Genomic DNA, 20,882 nt, shown 5'->3' with positions numbered 1-20,882 from the left:
CCGCAAAGGCGCTACTCTAGCCTGAAGACGCCCCTCTTCACCGAAAACCTCCTTTAGAGTGGATCGTCAAGTGGTGGACGCAAATCACGCCACCGGAAATCAGCTGTTTCACCTGAATCAAACGCGATCCGGTAGAACTTCGCGTCTCGCTCATCATCGGTGACCGAATTCGCATCATCACGCAGCACTGCAACAACCTGCCCGTGCTCGCCGTGATACTCCTGATGATCGGGATCCGTCTCATCTGGAATATCGATCCGGACGCGATCCCCCTCAGAGAAGCGCTGCATTATCGGATCAGACGGTAGTGATGGTTATCAGCACTGGGGTATCTACGACCGCCCAGTCATACCGAGTGCCGCGTCGTCGTTACTCCTGCATCAGAAATCGAGAGTTCCGTCACGAACGCGTCGTGATCACGGTACGCCGGCCCGACGCGTGCGGCCGGTCCCGTGTACAATACTGGCGTTCCATCCTCCGTCTCGAACGTATACCCGGTCTCGAAGTCATCGTACTTGGGTCGATGCTCATCACCCACTAGCACACAGTCGAACGAGACGCGTGACTGCGCGAGCAACTCATCGAGATCGACATCCGCAGTCGAACGAGCCCGGTACGGCGTCACCCCATCGTGGAGACACAGCACATTCGGCCCCGGCGACGCCGCGCCGAACGCGATCTCCGACGGACGCCACCCAAGCGACTCGTACTTCCCGACATCGTCGATTCCAACATTCTCCGCTGAGACCCCGTATGCGTCAAGCGGACCGCCAGCAACCGACGTCGGCCTGGCCGATAACTCGATTAGATGCCCGTTCCGAACCTGGTCTTTCAGCCAAGCAATCCCATCAATGGAGTTCGAATAGTACGGAATCGCCGCGTTGTGATCGTGTGTACCGAGAATACAGTACACTGGGATATCACTAAGAGCCAAGTCACGCAAACTCGACTCAGCAGCGTCGAGTGTCACCGCATCCACCTCGTGATCCAGCACATCCCCGGTGTGAATCACCGCATCAACGTCACGCTCCATCGCAATCGTCCGAATCCGTCGAATCGTATCCCGACTATCAATCTCGTCAATCCACGACACGGTCTTCCCACTCCCAGTCTCCGCACGGTTCTCGTACCCGAGATGCGTATCACTCACGAACAACACAGTCGTCGATTCACCACTTCTCCCCAGTCCCGCCCGGTCCCTCGCCCTGCGAACACGCCCTTGATCAAGCAACACGTCAACCCCGTCACCAGGCCGATCAGCCGCAGGCTCAGGTGGGAACTCCGACAGCAGCGAAATCGCCCAATCAACCTCTGCCGACGAGACGTTTACCGGAAGTACTTCTCTTGACTCCGGCGCAACTGGTAACTTCGCACCCGCCGGGACATACCGGTGATCCTCCTCTCGCGGCTCTGCCACCGTGATCGCCGAAAACTCTGTTACCCGATCCCCATTCCCATGATGCCGCGCGTAGTCCTTCCGTTTCCCCAAATTCCGCTCTTTCTGCTGCGCCCCGTAACACGACGCCTCACTTGCAAGCAGGTCGCCCCCGTACAACACAGACCGCAACGCAACCCTCCACTCCGAATCAACTCCAGAAGGCAGCGATCCATACAGAACAGAGAGAGAATCGTAGAGTTCAGTCAGCTCATTCCCGGAACCCATCGTATACACTATCCAACCTCTGTCGGGCGATATTAAACCCGCGATGTGCTGGATGCACAGTTTCCCCTACAGAAAACGGGAGGCGTTGGTTCTAAGCCACCACCTCTTGTGGATGTAAATATGACTTCAACTGATTTCGCCGATGCGTTTGTCTCGACTAAAGAGGCCCTCCACGAGGCGGGTATTGATGACGAGTTCTTTCTTGACTTGATCGCCTCACGTCTGTTGATAGAGCGTGTGGGTGAGTCGAACAACCAGGGCTGGTGGGACTCACGGGTCCTGTCTGAGACGGGCCGGGCACGACTCGACGAAGTAACACCAAAAACGCAACTCCAATCTCGAATCACCCTCGCATCGAAAGTCGGTCGCAAAGCAGAATCAGACCACCTCCCTGCAGATACTATCTCTCTGTTCTCGTTCGGCCCGCGAGTGGAATCACGCATCTCTGCAGCCATTGAAGAAATCGATGCTTCGGATGACCAGCCCCTGGAAGCCCTTGAGAGCATCTCAGTTCAATCACTGAGTGAAGGGTGGACAGACCGAATCATCGAGCAAACTGGATCAAACATCACAGCAGCATCTACTACCCTTAACGACCCAGGAAGCGGTGATTCATTCTGTGTCGGGGAAGATGGGTACACCCAGTCCAAGATTGAACCCGAGAAATGGCGGCTGCTGGCCACCCTCTTGCAGGGGTACGGTCAGAACACCGACCGCCTCTGCGTACCGTACTACCCCCTGAAGTCAGAACTTAAATCGGAAAGCGCGTGAGACATCCATATGAGTAACGAGCATATCGAGCCCAAGGATGACGAAGAAACAGACGTGGCGGCGAGTCTCGATCCGAAAATCGCCCATCACAGTACGTACATTGACGAGACGAAACGCATCCTTCGCACGTATGTCGATTGCGAGTCGTACGAAGAACTGGAGCGACGGGTCGTCGAAGAGAACATCCTGAACAAGAATACGGACGAGTATCGAACAAACATTCTCCGCGAGGTTACACGTCGCCACATCCCTGATAAAGAGGAGTACACAGAGACACCGCTGATGAAGATCATGTCGGCTGATGTCCAGAGCGACGTAACCGACTGGTGTCTCTACTACGAATTCGCGCAAGATCCATTCATCCACCTCGTCACCCTCGATTTCCTGTACCCTGAATTCGAACGGGGAACCCTCTCCGTTCAAGCTACGGACATCGTCACGTTCATCGAATCGATTCAAGAGGACTACGCCGACCTGCGTGACCGGTCCGAATCGACGATCAACGAAGCCGCCACGAAGTACCTCACCGCACTCCGGAACTACGGGCTTCTAGAAGGCACCCAACGCAAGGAATTCGCCGTCACCTATGTCCCCGACGAGACTGTCGCGTACGTCGTCTACCGGCTCTTTCAGAAGGGAGCGAAGTCCGCATCAGACGTCATCGAACACGACGACTGGAAGTTATTCCTGATGAACGAATCGGAAGTCCAGCGCCGGGTTCGAGACATCTCACCGCAGTATGTGAGCTACGAAAAGCGCGGCTCGACAGAACGACTAATTACAAAGCATGACAGCATCGAGGACCTAATAGATGCTTTCTGACTTTCAGGCACGGCTCGAAGAAGTAGAACGACTCGTCAGAGATGATCGAGACGAAGTCGGAAAGCGCGCTGGGGTCCCCTTCATCGTCTTCACCTACGACCCCGGTGACGAAATCGAAGTCGACGAAGAGGTTCGAAACCTCATCGAGAAACTGGATTACCACGACCAAACCGTCGCAGGAATCGATATGCGCGAACTGGTCTTCAGCATCCTCGAAGACCGCGGTATCTTGGAGAACGTGATCCATCTCGAACGTCGGGATCGAGACCGTTTACTCGACGGACTGAAATCGTCGCTTCTTGATGATGGCGAGATGGGGCAGTTAGCGTCCGCCATCGCAACGGCTGCAGAAGACGCTGACACGGTGATTATCTACCGGATGGGTATTCTGTACCCGTTCGCCAGTGCCTCCACACTCATGGGTCAATTAGAGACGAATACACCGGACGACACGCCCATCGTGTTCTGCTACCCGGCGAAAGTCGATGACAAGAGCTTAAGATTCCTCGATGAATCTGAAGGAACATATTACCGCGCAAGGGTGATCGGACATGAGTGACACTACCACATCACACCAGATTCACGAGATCTTCTACCGGCCGATCAATCGGAAGATTGACCGGGTCGTCAAAGTCGATAACGACGATCCAAGCGTCGTCAAGAAGGAGCTCGAAGAGTACATCCTCACGCCACAGCTCGAACGGCACTTCTCGGACGCGTTAGAGGCCATCATCGATACGGAACACGCACAGACCGAAGACGTCGGGATGTGGGTCTCCGGATTCTTCGGCTCGGGGAAGAGCCACTACATGAAAATCCTCGGGCACATCCTCGAAAACCGTGAGTTCGAGGATACACACGCTGCCGAGATGTTCCGGGATCGAATCGAGGGCAACGAGATGCTCGACGGAGCGGTCTCGTCTGTCACCCAGAAGTTCGATTCCGAGGTGCTGATGTTCCAGATCGGCGCGAAAGCCGACGCATCCGGGAGCGAATCCATCACGGAGATCATCCACCGCGAGTTCAACATCTCCCGTGGCTACGCCTCGATGCCCTGGGTCGCGCAAATGGAGCAGGAACTCGAATCACGCGGCGTGTACGACGAATTCGTCGACGCTATCGAAGCGAACACCGGGAAAGACTGGACGGAAGCCCGCAAGGACGCCATGTTCGTCCGGTCGGACATGGAGACCGCATTAGTCGAGGCCACCGATGAGTTCGACGATGAAGACGATGCGGCCCGCGCAATCGACGACGTTCAGGACAACGTTCTGATCAACGCGTCCACGCTCGCCGAAGACATCGTGGACTACGTCGAACAGCGGGAAGCCGAGACCGGCGACAACTGTCGGTACTTCGTGTTCATCGACGAGATCTCGCAGTTCATCGGCGACGACGGGCAACTGCTCTTGGAACTCCAGAGCATCGTCGAGGAATTCGGGCAGAAAGGCAAAGGCAAGGTCTTCCTCGGAGTCACCTCACAGGAACAACTCCAGCAACTCATCCCCGGTGTCTTGGAGAAAGAAGCCGAGGAGTCGAAAGTCATCGACCGGTTCCCGCACCGATTCGATCTCACCTCCGAGAACCTCGACAAGGTCGTCCGCGACCGCGTCCTCAGCAAAAAAGGCGAATTCAGAGGCATTCTCGGCAATCTGTACGACCAGCACGAGGGTATCCTGTCCGCGAGATACAAACTCGACTCCAGTCAGAGCCTGAAGCCGATTACCGAGGAGAACTTCATCGACTGCTACCCGTTCCTTCCCTACCAACTCGATATCCTTCCGGAGATGTTCAAGGCTCTCGGGAAAGGCTCGGACGACCAGCTGGCAGGGAGTGAACGCACACTGATCGATGTCACCCAGAGCGTCCTCAAGGACGAGGACCACCTCTACAACGACGAACTCGGGGCACTCGTCACGCTGGACATGATCTTCGACGAGATCAGCAACGACATCCCCAGCAGTGACGTCAAATCGATCCGCGAGGCGCGACCGAAAGATGCCGATCCGGAAATCGCACGACGTGTCCTCAAGTCGCTCTATCTCCTTCAGCAGCTTCCGTGGATTCCGAACACGGCCGACAACATTGCGACGTCACTCCAGACGGAGCTCGGCCCCACGCAGCAACTGGAAGGTGACGTCGAAGAGACGCTGGATGCACTCGTCGACGCCGGGTACGTCGGTCGGAGCGAAGAAGGCTACCGGTTCCTCCGTGAGACTGAGCGGGAACTCGAAAACGAAATCAAAGGGATCGAAGTCGGCCCGGGCGACATCCGGCGCTCGTCCAAACGCTTCCTGAACGACATCCTCGACGAAACGTCCCGCGTCAACTACCAGGGGAAGACGTTCCAGGTAAACCTGAGCATCGACGGCGAAGAAATCACGTCGAAGGGCTACATCGACCTCAAAACGTACTCGCCGATCTACCAGCGGTACGAGGACCTCGACCCGGACGGTCTGAAAACGCAGAGCTTCAGCGAGGACGGCACGCTGTATTGGATCGCCGACAACGAGAAACAGCACGACATCTACGAGAAGCTTAAGTCGATCTTCCAGATCAACACCGTCGTTAAAGAAAAGCGTGGCAACGAACTCAGCCAGGAGGAACAAGAAGCCCTCGGCCAGAAGCAGGAAGACCTCCAGCGCCTCCGCAACGAGGTCGAACGCGAGTTCAAACGCAGCTTCCAGCGTGGGGTTCTCATTTACAACGGCGACACAGAGGAGTTCGACACAACGAGCACCTCCCTCACTTCACTCGTCGCCCGAAAGACGGACAACGCTATCCCGAAGGTCTTCACCAGCTTCAAACACGGCTCCGCGACGGTCAAAGACCGACACATCGAGCAGATATTCGGCGACCTCAGCGGATCGTCGAACCCGTCAGTCTTCTCCGATCTGGGTGTTGTGCAGGACGGCGAACTCATCGCCGAAGCCCGCATCTCCTCAGAAGTCGAAGACGAGATCCAACGCCGTGAGAAGGCAGGCGAATCCCGTACCGGAAGCGACCTGATCGACCACTTCGCCGAACCGCCGTACGGGTGGAGCCGCGAAGTCGTCAGGCTCGCCGCGGCTGTGCTCTTCCGCAACGGCTCGATCATCCCGACGTACAAGGAACGAACCTACGGGACGTACACGGAAGACGGCGCACAGGAGCTGTTCACCCAGGTCACGAAGTTCAAGTCCACTTCCTTCGACGAGCGCGAGACCGTCGACATCGACACGCGAACGAACGCCAAGCAGCTCCTCGACCGCCTGTTCGACCGCAAGGTCAAATCCACGGACCAAGCCGTCGATGAAGGCATCCGAGAGGAGGCCAACGAGTGGGTCTCGACCACCAGCACACTCCTCTCGCAGCTCCGGCGGGTAGACTTCCCGCTCACGGACGACGTCGAGCAGTTCCAAACCAGACTGAAGAACCTACTCCAGCAGCCCACGTCGGCCAAGCGCATCAAGCAGTTCGTCGAGTTCGAGAACGAACTTGAAAGCCTCACCAAAACCGCAAAAGACGTCGCCGAGTTCTGCGGTGAGAACGGCGACGAAAACCGACTGAAAGAGTACGAGACGATACAGCGATTCATCACGACCGAGTGGGAATCGCTCGTCGACGAGGCGGATGATCACGCTGCACTCGTGGACGTCAGCGACGACGCGCGTGACGCCGCCGACCGCGTCAAGAACACGCTGGACACCGAGGGGGTCATCAGCCAGTGGAACAACGTCAAGACGGACTATCGAGCCGCAGCAGAAGCCTTCACCGCGACCTACGAAGCGCTGTACGAGAAACGGCACGACACGTACACAAACTCCATCGACTCGGTGAAAGCATACGCCGGCTCCGACATCGACGAGAGCGATCTCGACTCGGCGCTGTCGGACCTGACGGAACGGCAAGGCGACGGCTCGGTCGATCTGGACATCTCGAACAAGGACCACATCAATCCGGACCCCTCGCTCACTCGCCTCATCGAACACATCCAGACCGTCGACGCGTACGAGAGCGGGGCGAAAACCAAAATCGACGACCTGGACGATGACGACGACGATGGAACGGTCCGCGAGAGCGTCGACATCGACGACATCTTCGGAAGCGTCGTCGTGACTGACCCCGAAGACATCGACGCACCAATCAGCGAACTACGGGGAGAGATTGAGTCGCTCCTCGATCAAGACGGTGACGTAGAGATTCGGTTCCGGTAATCCACCGACTCTGACTCCGGTTTTTCAGGATTTCTCGCCAAGAGAATTGGCAGACACCGGGACAGCACACTCTCCCACAATTATAAGACACGCCGAATGCTTGCTGGTTGTATGTCATCGAGGGCGGGAATCCCGACACAGCGTACTGCCGCCCCGCCCGTTTCGTGGCAGTACGCGACCCTCTGATATCCATGTCCACGACACACGGTCAACCCGGTCTCTCGTCGGATCAGCGCTCGACCATCCGAAGCACCATCCTTAGAACTCGTCATACGCTCGAAGACGAACTTAGACGCCAGCTCGAAAGGTACGGCATATACGAGAACAAGCGACTCCCGCTCGAAGACCTGTCTCACCTCTCCGCAGAAGACCGTCACACTCGACGGACGCTGGATGCCGCTATCGAACGGGAACTCGAATCCACGGAAGGTGATCTGGAGCGGTCGATCACCAACTACGTCCGCGAAGCAACGAAGACATACCTCAACCGGTTTGTCGCGCTGAAGACCATCGAGGTTCGCGGACTCGTTGAGGAAACCATCACCGAGCGCCCGGAGTACGGCAACCGGTCGTATATGCACCACACCGTGGCCGAAATCGCCGGCGAGCTAACCAACGCTCCTGACGACGGCTTCGGTGCTGCACTCGACCTGGCGTACCAGGAGATCGGTGCGGAGATCCGGATGATCTTCGAGGAATCCGAACACAGCGCCATCGACCTTGACGCCCAAGTTCGAGAAGAGGTTCTCGACGAACTGGACGCAATTGACGACGAAGTTTGGGAGAGAGACGAAGCACTGGGCTGGGTGTACCAGTACTTCGGTGAGGAAGAACGTGAAGAGATCGACGACCGCGTCGATGAAGAGAACTACAAAATCGCTGGGACAGACATCGCTACGAAGACCCAGCTGTTTACTCCCCGGTACATCGTCGAGTGGATGGTCGATAACTCACTCGGGCGAACGTGGCTCGAAATGCAGGGTGAACGAACGAATATCGACGATGAAGAGAATTGCTTCTACCTCGCCCCGTTGGAAGATTCCCTGATTGATCGAGAGACAAAGGCAGTTGAGGACATAACGGTGCTTGACCCTGCTTGTGGCAGCGGTCACATGCTCTTCTATGCGTTCGATGTGCTCTATCAGATGTATTTAGAAGAGGGTGAAGTTCCTGAGGAATACATCCCACGCGAGATTCTTCGACACAACCTCTACGGGATCGATATCGATTCTGGTGCAGCACAGATCGCGGCGTTGTCCTTATATCTAAAAGCCAAGGAGGAATCTCCTGATGTGACGATTCCTCGGTTGAACATTGTCTCCGCAGATGCGGTGCTAATCAACGGCGACCGTAAGCAGGAGGTCTTAGAAAGAGCACGTTCGGAGCTAGAGGAAGAAATCTTAGAGCAGATCTGGCGGAGCTTCGACAATATTCGGGAATTCGGTAGTCTCGTGAGGGTAGAAGAACGGATTGACGAAATTCTTGAAAAACACAAGGATGCCATTCAGGCGTCGGGTCAAGTGAAGTTCACCCAAGAGGGATCGTTTGCAACACAGAGCTCCTTCGTATCTGGGGAAGGTGAAGAAGAATCGTGGGAACAAGTCAAGGATCGATTATTGGAGGAGGTTGGTGAACTCGCGTCTGAAGCCCTTGACAGAAATGATCCAATTGAGGAAATGTTCGCAGAGGAAGTCGGAAAAAGTGTAGAAATACTTGACTTATTGGTTCATGAATATGAGGTTGTTGTATCAAATCCCCCCTATCTGAGTAGTGGGAAAATGGGCGAGGTTCTCAAGCAATTTGTGAAAGATAACTATATCGGGAGCCGTGATTTATACACTGCATTTATTGAAAGAAACAGTGAATTTGTTGTTGAAAATGGATATGTGTCAATGATTACGATGGAGACATTTATGTATCAATATAGCTATAGGAAGATGCGGCCCGAGCTCTTGAAGAAAATGAACTTCGTAGATGTTGCTCATCTTGAAAACCGTGATCAAGGGTATATGAATGTCTGTTTCTCGATGAGAAAATATTCCGGAAAGAACCGCGTTTCGTCAAGGTTCAACCGACTTGTGAATCTGGAGGACAAGATCGAAGGCTTACAGGCAATTACGGAAGCGAATCGTAAGGGTGCATCACGATCAGATGTGTTTTTGATAGAACAAGATTCATTTGAAGAACTAAATGGACACCCATTCACTTACTGGTTGGGTAACGAAGTTCTTTCCATATACTCAGATTATTCAAGTATCTCTTCAAAGGCTGAAGTTCTGAGGGGACTAGACACCGGTGATGATGAACGCTTTGTCCGAAAGTACTGGGAGATCAGTCCATCTGATTATAACAATTGGAAATCGTATCTCCTGAGTCCAACGGATCTTCTGTACCATGAGCCAGTAAGAAAGAAGGTGCTTTGGGGGGACGACGGAAGCGAAATCAAGGAGGCAGAAAGTAGTATTGTACCAAGTGAAGATTACTTCTTTAAACCAGGGCTGATCTTCCGCCGATGGGGAGATAATTATAATGTAAAATTGCTCCCCGCAGATTGTATAGCTAGCAAGAGTCCGGGGATATATCCAGACGAATCCGTTGATACTCACTATCTTTTAGGGTATCTCAATTCATCCCTAGTAAGGTATATAATGAAGGCATTAAACCCAAGCCTGAATTTCGGGGTCACTGACACAGAACAAATACCAGTCAAATTTGCTCCGTCTACGGACGATATTTCAAAACTTGCTCAGGAAGGTGCGAACAAGCAGGAAGAGCTCCAGAGGTTAGATGAGATTAATGAAGAGTTTGACCCAGATCAATTTATGAGAACTTTCATGCGAGGTTCTTATAGATTTGATACTGAAATGCTATCTGCCGATATAGAGGTGACACACGGATTGATCGACTATCGTGTTTTTGAGGAATATGATATTTCAGACTCTACTATCGATCTGATCTATAATGATGTGCCTCTAAACATCGCAAATTACAACCACATAGCAAATGCAGGAGAACTTGATCTAGAAAAGAATGAGTTTCGGGCAGAGATCCAAACAGAAGAACTGTCCGAAGAAGAGTACAAATCAATTGTAGATGAAATAGACAACCACAAAGAACAAAGCTTACGCGAGATATCCGAGACTCTCGAAATATCTCCCTATTCGGTTGCGATGATCCGGAGAGATTTTGACCTTTATACTGATGATGAAAAAGAGTCTTCCGCCAGTCGCCTTCTTTCCTATTATCTTGGGTGTGCTATGGGACGTTGGAGCCTCGGTGGTCTCAATCCGGCTACGGACGGAATAATTCCCTTTGGTAGTTCATATGATGGTAGTGTGATGGATGCGATGAGAGAGTGTATCAAAGAAACCTCGACAAAAGAAAACGCAGAGGAAATAGAATCTGAGATTAAACAACTCTTAGGGCGTGATGTGGAAGAGTGGCTCCGAAATCGATTCTTCCGATATCATCACTGTAAGGAGTATCGACGTCGAGGTCAACGAATTCCGATCTATTGGCAATTAGCGAGCCCTGATGGAGCTTTCAGTTGTTTTGTGTATTACCACGAGATCGACTCCAACACGCTCCCCAAACTTCGCGGACAGTATCTAGACCCACGTATTAACGAACTCGAAAACGAACTTGAAACCTTGAATGCTCAGACGAAAGGTGAGAACCCAAAGAAGGAGCTTCTCAAAAGGAAAGAGGAGGTCCAGAACGACCTTGAAGACGTCAGGGAGTTCCGTGAGACCATCGACGAGATGATCGACGATGGCGTCACTGTCGATGTTGAGAAGGGAATCTGGGAAAATGTCAAAGAATGGGACCAGTACGAAGTTCTCGAAACCGGACTTCCAAAGCTAAAATCGAGCTATTCGAGGTAATTCAACATGGGAGATCTCGCGGACAGCATTATCACTGAACTCCGGCAGAAGTTCGACCGACACCCGGTCTGGGTGTGGTACGACGCCCAGGAGAAGTACAAGGGCGTCCTCGACGAGGTCGAAGCCGCGCTCGACGACGTCACGCTCGCACGCTACGACGGCAGCTACTTCGAACTGAAGCGCCGTCTCCACGAGGAGGATCCGAACTACGAGAAGAACTGGCTGTTCTACATCCCCGAGTCCCGTAACGACGCCGAGTGGTTCCGCGATATCCACGCACTGGGACGACAGTACCGTGTCGGTCAGGACATCGACGACACGCCCGTGACGCAGTTCCTCGTCGAGCACGACGAGGAGATCCCCGACGCGTACGAGGACTGGGGACAGAACCGCGAGGTGCAGCGCCTGGCATTCTTCTGCGTTCTCTTCGACACCGCTGGCCCGGCGACCGACGAGTGGGTTCGAACCTACCTCTCGAACCCGGAAGAGTACCGTGAGACAATCGAGGACAACGCGATGGCCGACGCCTGGGACGCCCAACTCCGAGAGGAATACGGTGTCACCGCGGGACTCGATCCGAAGGAGCTGGCAACTCAGCTCCTCTTCGGCGAGGTTGCCAGCCGAGCACCGACGTCCCGGTACGACGAACTCGCGGCTGACGACACTCGTGCTGCTGCGGCGTTCTGCGACGAGTGGCAGCAGTACGCTCCTGCCGAGTTCACGCGCTACGCACAGCGGATCGCGGAGGACTACGACCTTGCGAAGGCGGTCATCGACTCCGACCGGATTCACTGGGACGCGACGGCGTTCAAGGGCATCGACATGGGCCTCATTCGGCTCGTGATGCAACGACTCGCCGACGAGACCTACGCCGATCTCCCCGACATCGCGGCAGACCTCCAGCAGACAGTCACTGAGCGTCAGGACAGCTTCTGGAGCAACGAGGACCTCGTCGATTGGTCGGTCCCAGTCTTGGCGGTCGAAACCCTCCAGCGAATCGGAACCATCGACGCCGACGAAGCCAAGACGCTCTCCTCCTCGGAACTCGCCCAGAAGTACACGAGTGACAACGGGTGGTGGCAAGTCGATGCGGCGTATCGGCAGTACATCAACGCCACGCAGAAAGCCACGTTCCCCTATCCGAACGAAACCACGGTGAAACAGCGGGTCACCCAACACTACATGTCCTTCCTCCAGGGGGTGAACCGGCCGCTTGCGGACATCCTGAGTGATGATCCGACGCTCGGGACACCCCAGACCTCGTTCTACGATGAGTTCGCGGATCTTGAGGACGGAACCGCGATCATCATCTGTGACGGGCTTCGCTACGAACTCGCCGAGACGATCAAACAGAACCTCGGACGACGGACTGACTTCGAGCAAGATCTGAGCGCAGTCAGCGCGGCACTGCCCTCGATCACCGAGGTCGGGATGGCCGCACACCTCCCCGGGGAACTCGGCCTCTCACTCGAAGATGATGACCTCGTCGTGACCAGCGACGGTGAAGAGATGGCCGGGAAAGCAGACCGCGTCGAACGACTCAGCGCCGCTGGCTTCGAAGTGGTGGATATGGACGAGGTGAGCAGCATCTCGTTAGAGGACTTAACTGAGAACGACCCCGTCCCGCGAGTCGTCTACTCCGGAACGATAGACAAACTTGGCGAGAACCTCGACGACGACGCGGCCTTCAGCCAGGTTGCTTCCCACGTCGACGACGTCGAACGGACAGTCCAGCGGCTGAAGCAGGCCGGGTACACTCGGTTCGTCATCACGAGCGACCACGGGTTCCTCTACACGGATCGGTTGTCCGACGACCTCAAAGTCGAATCTCCCGACCTCGCTTCGGTCGTCAAACGTCGGTTCGCAGCCGCCGCCAGTGATGCTCCACTCGTCGATACGGACGAATTCATCGAACTTGATTCCGATGCGCTGGCCGATCTCGGTATCAACGCCCCAGAACTCAAGTTGCTCTTCCCACGCAGTGTCGCCTGCTTCAAGGCCCAGGGAGGGAATATGCAGTACTTCCACGGCGGGATTTCACTCCAAGAACTCCTCGTCCCGTGTCTCACGGTGACCACTGGCGAGATAGAAGAAAGCGCGTCGATCAGTTACGACGTCTCGATCCCAGACCCGATCACGAACTCGATAATCTCTGTCGAGATCGAAGCCAAGAGCGGACAGGTGGCGTTCGACCCAGCGCCGATACTGGAAATCCGCGCGAACATCGACGATGAACCGGTTGCAGACTCCGTGACGATGGAGGTCTCGCCGGGAACCAATAGTGAACGTGTCCGGCTCAAACAGGGAGCAATCTCCGGCGAGAACTCCGTTCAGTTCGAAGTCATCGACACCGACACCCGAGAAACGATCACGCGGAAAACAGTAGAACTCGATTTGCTCTTCGGAGACGACGATATGGGATTCGACGTCTAAGTCTCACAGACGAATCCAACAGCGTCAATATCCCACATGAGGTGAGTGGCTGTTAGCTACGATTCTTGCTTCGATGTGACCGTGATTTTGAACCGATGCCGTTCATCATTTGAGGGAAGAGGCTCAGCTTCACCCAGGTGTTCCTCATCAGCTTCGTAACCGTGCCCCGCCTCCTCAATAAAATCACAAACGTGCCGTGCTGAACCTGTCGCTTCTGCAAGAGAGCCGCTGAACGAAGTTTCAATGCTGACTGGTGGTTCGAGTTTCCCAGTCTTCGCTCCCATCAATATATTAAAATTGTCCGAGATTTCCCCGAACGCCTCTTTCGCGTCTTCTTCTGTAAAATCGGAGTCAGTCATTGGACCCAAATTTACGATTGTCGGTGATAAAGACACCCCCAAAAAGCGATTGACCGACACCAATATGCCCCCGGCTCTGTTTCTCGTAGATAATGACTACTGAGGACGTCGATCAGAAAGCTCTCGACGTCTTTCCCGGACGCGTCGTCCGGAAGGATCTCGTTCAAGATATCAAGTCGGGAGTAAACGTCCCCACCTATGTTCTGGAATATCTCATCGGACAATACTGCGCCACCGACGATGAGGAATCACTGGAGGAGGGGCTCGAAAAAGTCAAACAGATTCTGTCGAAGCACTACGTTCGCCCCGACGAAGCCGAGTACGTCAAAAGCGAAGTGCGCGAGCGGGGGCGATACCGCGTCATCGACAAAGTAACCGTCAGACTCGACGAGCAGCAGGACGCCTACATCGGATCCTTCGTCAACCTCGGACTCAACGATGTCGAGATCCACGAACATCTCGTTAGCAAACACCCGAAGCTTCTGGGCGGCGGTGTCTGGGCCATCATCGATCTGGAGTACCTTCCTGACAACGCGAACAGCCCGAAGAGCCTGTTCGGCATCGAGTCGTTCAAACCGATCCAGGTGTCCAACCTCGACCTCGACCAGTTGAAGGATCGTCGTCGAGAATTCACGCGCGACGAGTGGATGGACCTTCTCCTCCAGAGTGTCGGGTACGACCCATCCGCGTTCAGCGACCGGGAGAAACTCCTCTTCCTGACTCGGTGTCTCCCTCTCGTTGAGTCCAACTACAACTACGTCGAGTTAGGACCCCGAGGAACGGGGAAGAGCTATCTCTACCGTGAAATCAGCCCCCACTCGATCCTTATATCGGGTGGAAAAACCACCGTTGCGAAGCTCTTTCTGAACCTCAACACGGGACGCATCGGACTCGTCGGCCGCTGGGACGTCGTTGCGTTCGACGAGGTTGGTGGACTCCAGTTCAGCGACTCGGAAGCAGTCCAGATGCTGAAAGACTACATGGAGTCTGGGAGCTTCTCACGCGGAACTGAGGAACTCACGGCCCAAGCCTCGATGGTCTACGTTGGAAACATTGACTTGGACGTCGAAGGCGTCCTCAAGAGCTCACACCTCTTCGAGCCGTTCCCGGATGATATGCAGGACCTCGCCCTCATCGACCGCTTCCACTACTATCTTCCGGGCTGGGAAGTCCCGAAGATGCGCTCCGAGTTCTTCGGCGATCAGTTCGGATTTATCGTGGATTACTTCGCCGAGTTCGTCCGCGATCTCCGGAAAGAATCCTACGGCGATGCGATCAACGAGGAGTTCGCGTTTGGAGACCACCTGAACCAACGTGACGAAAGGGCCGTCCGGAAGACAGTATCTGGTCTGCTCAAATTACTCCATCCCCACGGTGAATACACGAAAGAAGAGCTCCGCGAATACCTCGAATTCGCAATGGAGGGACGTCGTCGCGTCAAAGAACAGTTGAAACGGATGGGTGGTATGGAGTATCGGGCCGTCGAGTTCTCGTATTTGGATTTGGATACGAAAGAGGAACTCTACGTTCCGGTTCCCGAGGAGGCCGATGAGGCTCTCATTCCCCCCGGGACGCAACAAGCAGGTACTGTCTACACTATCGGCGAAAGTGAAGGACGTCACGCACCGTTCCGCATCGAAACTCAGACACTCCCCGGTTCTGGGAAGACGAACATCTCGGGGACGCCAGGGAAGAAGATGAAAGAGTCGTTCGAGACTGCGTGCGACTACCTCCAGGCGAATATGCGCGAGCTCCGCCGTGATGAAACGCTGGATGAGTACAACATCAACGTCCAAGTGCTCAATCCATCCGACGCGAACGAAGGCGGCGAAACGAGCGTTGGACTTCTTGTCGGCATAGTCTCAGGGATACTCGATAGACCAGTTCGATCACAAGCCGTTGTCCTTGGCGCGATGAGTCTCATGGGTGAATTAGTTGCGGTGAGTTCCTTGATCGATAAGCTGCAGTTGGCTGCAGATTCGGGGGCAAAGACAGTGTTACTCCCGGCGAAGAACAAAGAAGATCTGGCAAAGATTCCGGATGAGCTGCTGGATCAGCTCCAGCTCGTATTCTACACCGATCCGCTCGATGCAGCCAGTAAAGCAATCGAAATAGAGTAATTCCGCAGAATGGGCAGGTAACTATTCATCGCGCTCCCAAAGGAGCGAATTCCCTACTTTCCTGCTTCTAACTTCTCCTTCTTCTTCGAGTGTTTTCAATTTCAAGTAAGCGGTTCGACGGTCACAGCCGACATAATCGGCAATGTCCGTCGTTCCACTGGGACCGAGATTGACTAAGGCTTCCAGAAACTCTTGGGCAGGGTATTCCTCAGTAAATTTCCCACTTTCTTCGTCCCGATCCCGGTCGCCCATAGTAATGACGTGAGTGCCATTTCACATATGACTGCTGGATGGCCCTCCATTAGTCGAGCGTCCAAAGGTTTATGCCAATAGACGCGTGACTAGTGGATACGAACTCAGTCATTGGCACTGATCGACGGAAGTGCCCGGGTGTTGCAGCACCCAGGCTGGGTTCCGAATACCGTCCGAGAACCCATGAAGAACTCAAATCCGAAACCGCAAGAAGGTAGCGACAGGCCACTAATTGAAGACATACATCAAATAAATTATATTTCGCTCGGGGTAGGGGCCGCGACGTGTCAAGTGTGCGGCTCCCCTCTTCGTGAGGGTGATGCGGTTGTTGTGTACGTGTTTCGACCGGCTGGAGAGGTGATGTTTCAGGTCGGTAACGTAGTGTGTGGCGAGGAAGGGCACGACCTTCCGGAGGAGTACACGTTGGGTGTACGGGAGCTGGTCGTTGAGGGGCGTGTCGGGTGGTGTTCTGACGGGGCGACGCAGTCGTCGTGGCCGGTGTTGCTGGACCCCGCGGTGGTGGCGGTAAGTGCGGAGGCAACGAAATCGATCCGGTTGGTTCCCGACGGCGGGAGTACACACGTGAGTGATGCGGCTGCCGACGAGGATTCGAAGACGACTGAGTCGTCGATGAAGGTGTCTCTGGGTGGGGCGCAGCGTCGTGCGGATCGGTCAGCGGACGATGTGGTTCGCGGATTGTATTGGGGTGATGTGCAGCGATGACGGCGGACGAGTCGGTGCTCATGGATTCGCAGCTCGATGTCGAGGTGGAGCTGCCGTGGTCGGTGGAGGAGATGTTGCTGCCGGACGTGTACGTCGGCTTGGAAATCGACTTGCTGTCTCCAGGGGACGGGATCGTCACGGATCGGCATCATGCCTCGGCGGATCGGTACGAGGCAGACGACCCGATGAACCAGATCGAGGGGCAGATTAGCCCATTCACCCTGAGCGGGTGGTTGCGGCACGGGTGCGAACAAGTCGTCCAAATCGCTGGGGCGACTGCGTGCCACCCGGGAGAACCGAACGCGGATTACATGCGCGCGAACGTGTACGAGCGCGATCTCGACTCGGGCTACCACGAGAAGGGCGCGTGCCTCAACGAACACGATGACGGGTGTGTCATCTACGATTTGTTCGGTGGGTTCGGCTCGCAGCCCGGGAAGTTGCTGCGTCGCCCGGTATCATTCTCGCCGATTCGACGGCAGGTGGACGTCCTGGATGGGGAGGCGGAAGCGCATTTCCGTCAGATCTCGAACCAGGTCCGGTCGCGCAACGAAGCCGATGGTGGCCAGCCGCTCCGGCAGGCAGACCGCGACGTCCTCGGGAATGTGGAGGGGACGTGGAAGCTGACGCTCCGGGAGGTGAAGCCGGAGTTCGTCGGGCTACTGTTGGAGGCGGTGTCGTTCCTCGACGCGCACAGTGACGAGTTCGAGTTCCAGCTCGGTGGGGCACGCAACTTTGGCGCTGGGATCGCGGATGTGTGGGTGCTGAATCCGCTCTACTCGGAACGGGAGGTGCGGCGTGTGTTCAATCGTGCGCAGGATGCGACGTCGGCGATGGCGGAGAAGGACGAGGTGTGGCGGTCGGAGTGCCGGCCGGAGTTCGTGCGGGCGTTGCAGGCACGGACGGCGGCGCGTGACGGAGAGGTACCGATGCCGGACGGTGACTCGGGAGGTGAGTCTGCGTGACTGAGCCCGGGTCGTCAGACAAGTGGTACGATCAGCCGCAGTCGCCGTCGACGGAGGTCCGTCCCACGGTCGAGCGGTTGACTGACGGGGGTGATGCGTCATCCTCGCCTGCTGGTGAGTCGGGTCGGTCGAAGCGCGGTGAGGATGTGTCGATAGTGTCGGTGTACCGTCACGACGTGCACAAGTCGCGGGGGCGGTCGCACGAGAACGCGGTCGCCGAGTTTGCTGGCGTGCCGGTGAACGAGCCAGTCCCACTGGGTGCTGATGGTGATGCGGCGTTGTTGAGTCGGCCGCGTGGTGAGCCAGAACAGTCGGTGAAGAATCACAGTTCGCCGTTCCGTCTATCGCTCGTGACGGGTGAGACGGCGACGAAGGTTGGCCGGATTGACGACGGGATCGGAAGTGCGTTGGCGGACCTCGTTCAGGTCGAGGACCCGGTCGAGATGCACGCGGCGTGGCTCGATTCCGCGGTGGTGTCGATCTTCAACGAGTCCGTGTACTACCCGTACACGTCGCTGAAGTTCCACACGCTGTTGACCGCTGCCCTGGTGGATAATTACCGGTCGGGGTACGGGTTCGACGAGCTGTACCTCGTTGTGGACCAGGCCGAGGGAGAGGGCGATCCTCAGGTAGTGCCGCATCGAACGGTGGTGGTGCTACCGTCGTTCGCGTTGCGCATTACTGGTGAGCCGGGTGAGCGGCCGGGGGCGCGGCTTGGCGCTGCGCCGGCACAGTCGTGGGCTGACGTGTGGACGCGGCTGCCAGAGCAGCCGCTAGCTGTTGAGGAGCGCATGGGGCGCGTGATCGACGCGCAGTTGCGGCGGATTCGGTCCTGGTCGACGGCGTTGCAGTTCATCGAGGAGAGCATCGGGTGGTGGCGTGTGTTGCAGCGCAGCTCTCGACTCAGGGGTGATGAGCGATGACGATGATCCAGCAGGTACTGCTGGAGTTGGAGTCGGACTACCACGGACGACCCTATCACGTGTCGGGCCACGCGCTGTACCGGGCGTTGGCGCGGCGTGTGGATGCGGCGACGCGGTCGTCGGTGGCGGTGAGTCACGGCGTGTTCGTCCCGGGTGAGCACGGCGGCTACCCTGATGAACACTCGCAGTCTGGTGGGGCGCCATATTTCGGCGCTGGGTTGCGGCCGGTCGAGTCCTACGAGGACTTGTTCCTGTTCCGCGATGCGGCGCAGCGGTGGTTGTCGGCGTCGCGGCCGCGAGACGCGCAGAACACGCACGATCTGCGCGTGCACGGTGGGCGCATTGCGTTCTCACCAACTGTCCGGTTCGGGTTGCCGCAGGCGTCGCGGAATTCGAAGCGGACGATGACGTGGTTCGTCCAGTTCTACCTGCACGACGCCGGCGGTAGTGCCGATAGTGTCCCGCTTGACGAGGACGTATTGGACGGGCTGCGGGTCGGTGGCGCACGGAATTACGGGCTCGGGGAGACGAGCCTGAAGGACACGCAGACGGTTGATCTGGATACGCTCGATTACTCCACGTTGAAGGACGCTGAGCGGTCGTTCGAGCTGGAGTTGGTGTCGCCGTACGTGACGGCGAGTGAGTATCCAGGTGCGGATGACCAGTCGGTGCCGTGGTGGTGGACGCCCCGACCAGGCGGGCTGCGTCGCCGCGACGAACGGCTCGTCGAGGACGGTGACGTGTACGAGCTGGAGACGATTGATCACGGGCAGGTCGTCGGGTACGGCGGACCGAATCCAGTCGAGACGGCGAAGAGCGGCGTGTTACGCGTTGGAACGCACTCCCGATATGGGTTTGGAGAGGTCCGCCTGCGACCGGTCAGTGAGGATCGCGTGCCCGAACGTGCGCGTATCGCGGCCACCCGTGAGGCTGGCGGGGGTGAGCGGTGATGCCGTTAGAGTTGGTTGCGTTCGACATCGAGACGACGGGGTTCGAAGTTCGGGATGAGGTGACCGTCGTCGGGTTTGCCGTGCCGCTGGGTGTGCGCGTGTTCGTACAGACTGACGGACGGGCCGCGCCTGACGTGGAGGCCTCGGTTCGTGACCGCGTCGAGTCGCACGTCGAGGTATCGACACACGAATCGGAACGCGTGTTGCTGGAGGCGGTTGGCGCGTTCGCTGCAGAGCGATTGGTCGGCAGCGACGTCCTGTTGGTCGCGTTCAACGGTGAGCTGTGGCGGTCTGGATTCGACTTGCCGTTCTTGCGGACACGCCTCTCGCAGCGTGATGTAGAGTGGCCGTTCCGGGAGATGCCGTATGCCGACCTCTTCCCGGTCGTGACGAACCGGTTCAACACGACCGACGAGGAGGGGGAGTCACGGTCAGACCTGGCCGGCGTGTACGAGACGTTGTGTGACGGACAGTACGGTGACCTTGACCCGTTCGCGGAGAGCGGGGAAGCCGTGACGGCGTACGAGGACGGCCGGTTCACTGACCTCGTCATTCACAATATCGCGGATGTCCTGCGAACGCGGGAGTTAGGGTTACTCGCAGAACGGTACTGCTCGAAATCCGATTTCAAACTGAAATCACTGACCCCGACACGGCATGCGTGAGCGGCACGCGAGTTGCTGGACGGTGACGTTACGGGCGCTCGCTTGCGCTGAACGCGGTCGGTGTCGGTAGTCTCCCAGTGCGGATTGAAGCGATAACCCAAACGGTTGCGGGAGCGGGTGACGTACAATCGCTGCTGAACGAACGCGCGAACTGAG

At 56.4% G+C, this 20,882-nt stretch carries 15 protein-coding genes; 11 read left to right on the top strand and 4 right to left on the bottom strand.

Features of this window, described 5'->3' with window-relative positions; all coding sequences use genetic code 11:
* Positions 1 to 53: 53 nt before the first annotated feature.
* Positions 54 to 290, bottom strand: a complete 237-nt coding sequence (locus IEY26_RS11510) for a hypothetical protein (RefSeq protein WP_188979088.1) — start codon at positions 288 to 290, stop codon at positions 54 to 56.
* A 56-nt stretch (positions 291 to 346) separates the two neighbouring features.
* Entirely contained in the window at positions 347 to 1,663 is a 1,317-nt protein-coding gene (locus tag IEY26_RS17450) for a metallophosphoesterase (RefSeq protein ID WP_229774137.1), read from the bottom strand.
* A 120-nt stretch (positions 1,664 to 1,783) separates the two neighbouring features.
* On the opposite strand from IEY26_RS17450, the gene IEY26_RS11500 reads away from it, so the two are divergent.
* The 6 genes from IEY26_RS11500 to IEY26_RS11475 all read left to right on the top strand — a co-directional run bounded on the left by IEY26_RS11500 (position 1,784) and on the right by IEY26_RS11475 (position 13,769).
* Complete coding sequence (locus tag IEY26_RS11500) at positions 1,784 to 2,434, top strand: BrxE family protein (RefSeq protein WP_188979086.1); 651 nt, start codon at positions 1,784 to 1,786, stop codon at positions 2,432 to 2,434.
* Positions 2,435 to 2,443: 9 nt separating this feature from the next.
* On the top strand, positions 2,444 to 3,256 hold the full coding sequence (locus tag IEY26_RS11495; protein WP_188979084.1) for a BrxA family protein: 813 nt from the start codon (positions 2,444 to 2,446) through the stop codon (positions 3,254 to 3,256).
* Positions 3,246 to 3,815, top strand: coding sequence for a BREX protein BrxB domain-containing protein (locus IEY26_RS11490; RefSeq protein WP_188979082.1), 570 nt, complete (start codon positions 3,246 to 3,248; stop codon positions 3,813 to 3,815). Before IEY26_RS11495 ends, IEY26_RS11490 begins: the two co-directional genes overlap by 11 nt.
* Positions 3,808 to 7,452 (top strand): BREX system P-loop protein BrxC, encoded by a 3,645-nt coding sequence (brxC, locus tag IEY26_RS11485; protein ID WP_188979080.1) that lies wholly within the window; start codon positions 3,808 to 3,810, stop codon positions 7,450 to 7,452. The genes IEY26_RS11490 and brxC overlap by 8 nt, the downstream gene beginning before the upstream one ends.
* 164 nt (positions 7,453 to 7,616) lie before the next feature.
* A complete protein-coding gene (gene pglX, locus IEY26_RS11480; RefSeq protein WP_229774057.1) occupies positions 7,617 to 11,336 on the top strand; it encodes a BREX-1 system adenine-specific DNA-methyltransferase PglX in 3,720 nt (1,239 codons plus the stop codon).
* Between the two features lie 6 nt (positions 11,337 to 11,342).
* Positions 11,343 to 13,769: a PglZ domain-containing protein gene (locus IEY26_RS11475; protein WP_188979076.1), complete on the top strand. Its 2,427-nt coding sequence runs from the start codon at positions 11,343 to 11,345 to the stop codon at positions 13,767 to 13,769.
* 56 nt (positions 13,770 to 13,825) lie between these two features.
* On the opposite strand, the gene IEY26_RS11470 is transcribed toward IEY26_RS11475, so the two are convergent.
* Positions 13,826 to 14,128, bottom strand: coding sequence for a hypothetical protein (locus tag IEY26_RS11470; RefSeq protein WP_188979074.1), 303 nt, complete (start codon positions 14,126 to 14,128; stop codon positions 13,826 to 13,828).
* Between the two features lie 92 nt (positions 14,129 to 14,220).
* Here IEY26_RS11470 and brxL point away from each other — a divergent pair, with 92 nt between their 5' ends.
* Complete coding sequence (gene brxL / locus IEY26_RS11465; RefSeq protein WP_188979072.1) at positions 14,221 to 16,248, top strand: protease Lon-related BREX system protein BrxL; 2,028 nt, start codon at positions 14,221 to 14,223, stop codon at positions 16,246 to 16,248.
* 21 nt (positions 16,249 to 16,269) lie between these two features.
* Here brxL and IEY26_RS11460 read toward each other — a convergent pair whose 3' ends face one another.
* Complete coding sequence (locus IEY26_RS11460; RefSeq protein ID WP_188979070.1) at positions 16,270 to 16,500, bottom strand: helix-turn-helix domain-containing protein; 231 nt, start codon at positions 16,498 to 16,500, stop codon at positions 16,270 to 16,272.
* 719 nt (positions 16,501 to 17,219) lie between these two features.
* On the opposite strand from IEY26_RS11460, the gene IEY26_RS11455 reads away from it, so the two are divergent.
* Genes IEY26_RS11455 through IEY26_RS11440 form a run of 4 tightly spaced genes read left to right on the top strand, consistent with a single transcriptional unit; the run spans position 17,220 to position 20,726 of the window.
* Positions 17,220 to 18,188, top strand: a complete 969-nt coding sequence (locus tag IEY26_RS11455) for a hypothetical protein (protein ID WP_188979068.1) — start codon at positions 17,220 to 17,222, stop codon at positions 18,186 to 18,188.
* A complete protein-coding gene (locus IEY26_RS11450; RefSeq protein WP_188979066.1) occupies positions 18,185 to 19,111 on the top strand; it encodes a hypothetical protein in 927 nt (308 codons plus the stop codon). Before IEY26_RS11455 ends, IEY26_RS11450 begins: the two co-directional genes overlap by 4 nt.
* Positions 19,108 to 20,061, top strand: coding sequence for a hypothetical protein (locus IEY26_RS11445; RefSeq protein WP_188979064.1), 954 nt, complete (start codon positions 19,108 to 19,110; stop codon positions 20,059 to 20,061). Before IEY26_RS11450 ends, IEY26_RS11445 begins: the two co-directional genes overlap by 4 nt.
* On the top strand, positions 20,061 to 20,726 hold the full coding sequence (locus IEY26_RS11440; RefSeq protein WP_188979062.1) for a 3'-5' exonuclease family protein: 666 nt from the start codon (positions 20,061 to 20,063) through the stop codon (positions 20,724 to 20,726). The genes IEY26_RS11445 and IEY26_RS11440 overlap by 1 nt, the downstream gene beginning before the upstream one ends.
* Positions 20,727 to 20,882 lie beyond the last annotated feature (156 nt).

Source organism: Halocalculus aciditolerans, assembly GCF_014647475.1.
In the GTDB taxonomy this organism is placed as follows: domain Archaea; phylum Halobacteriota; class Halobacteria; order Halobacteriales; family Halobacteriaceae; genus Halocalculus; species Halocalculus aciditolerans.
This window is presented reverse-complemented; position numbering and strand designations above follow the sequence as displayed.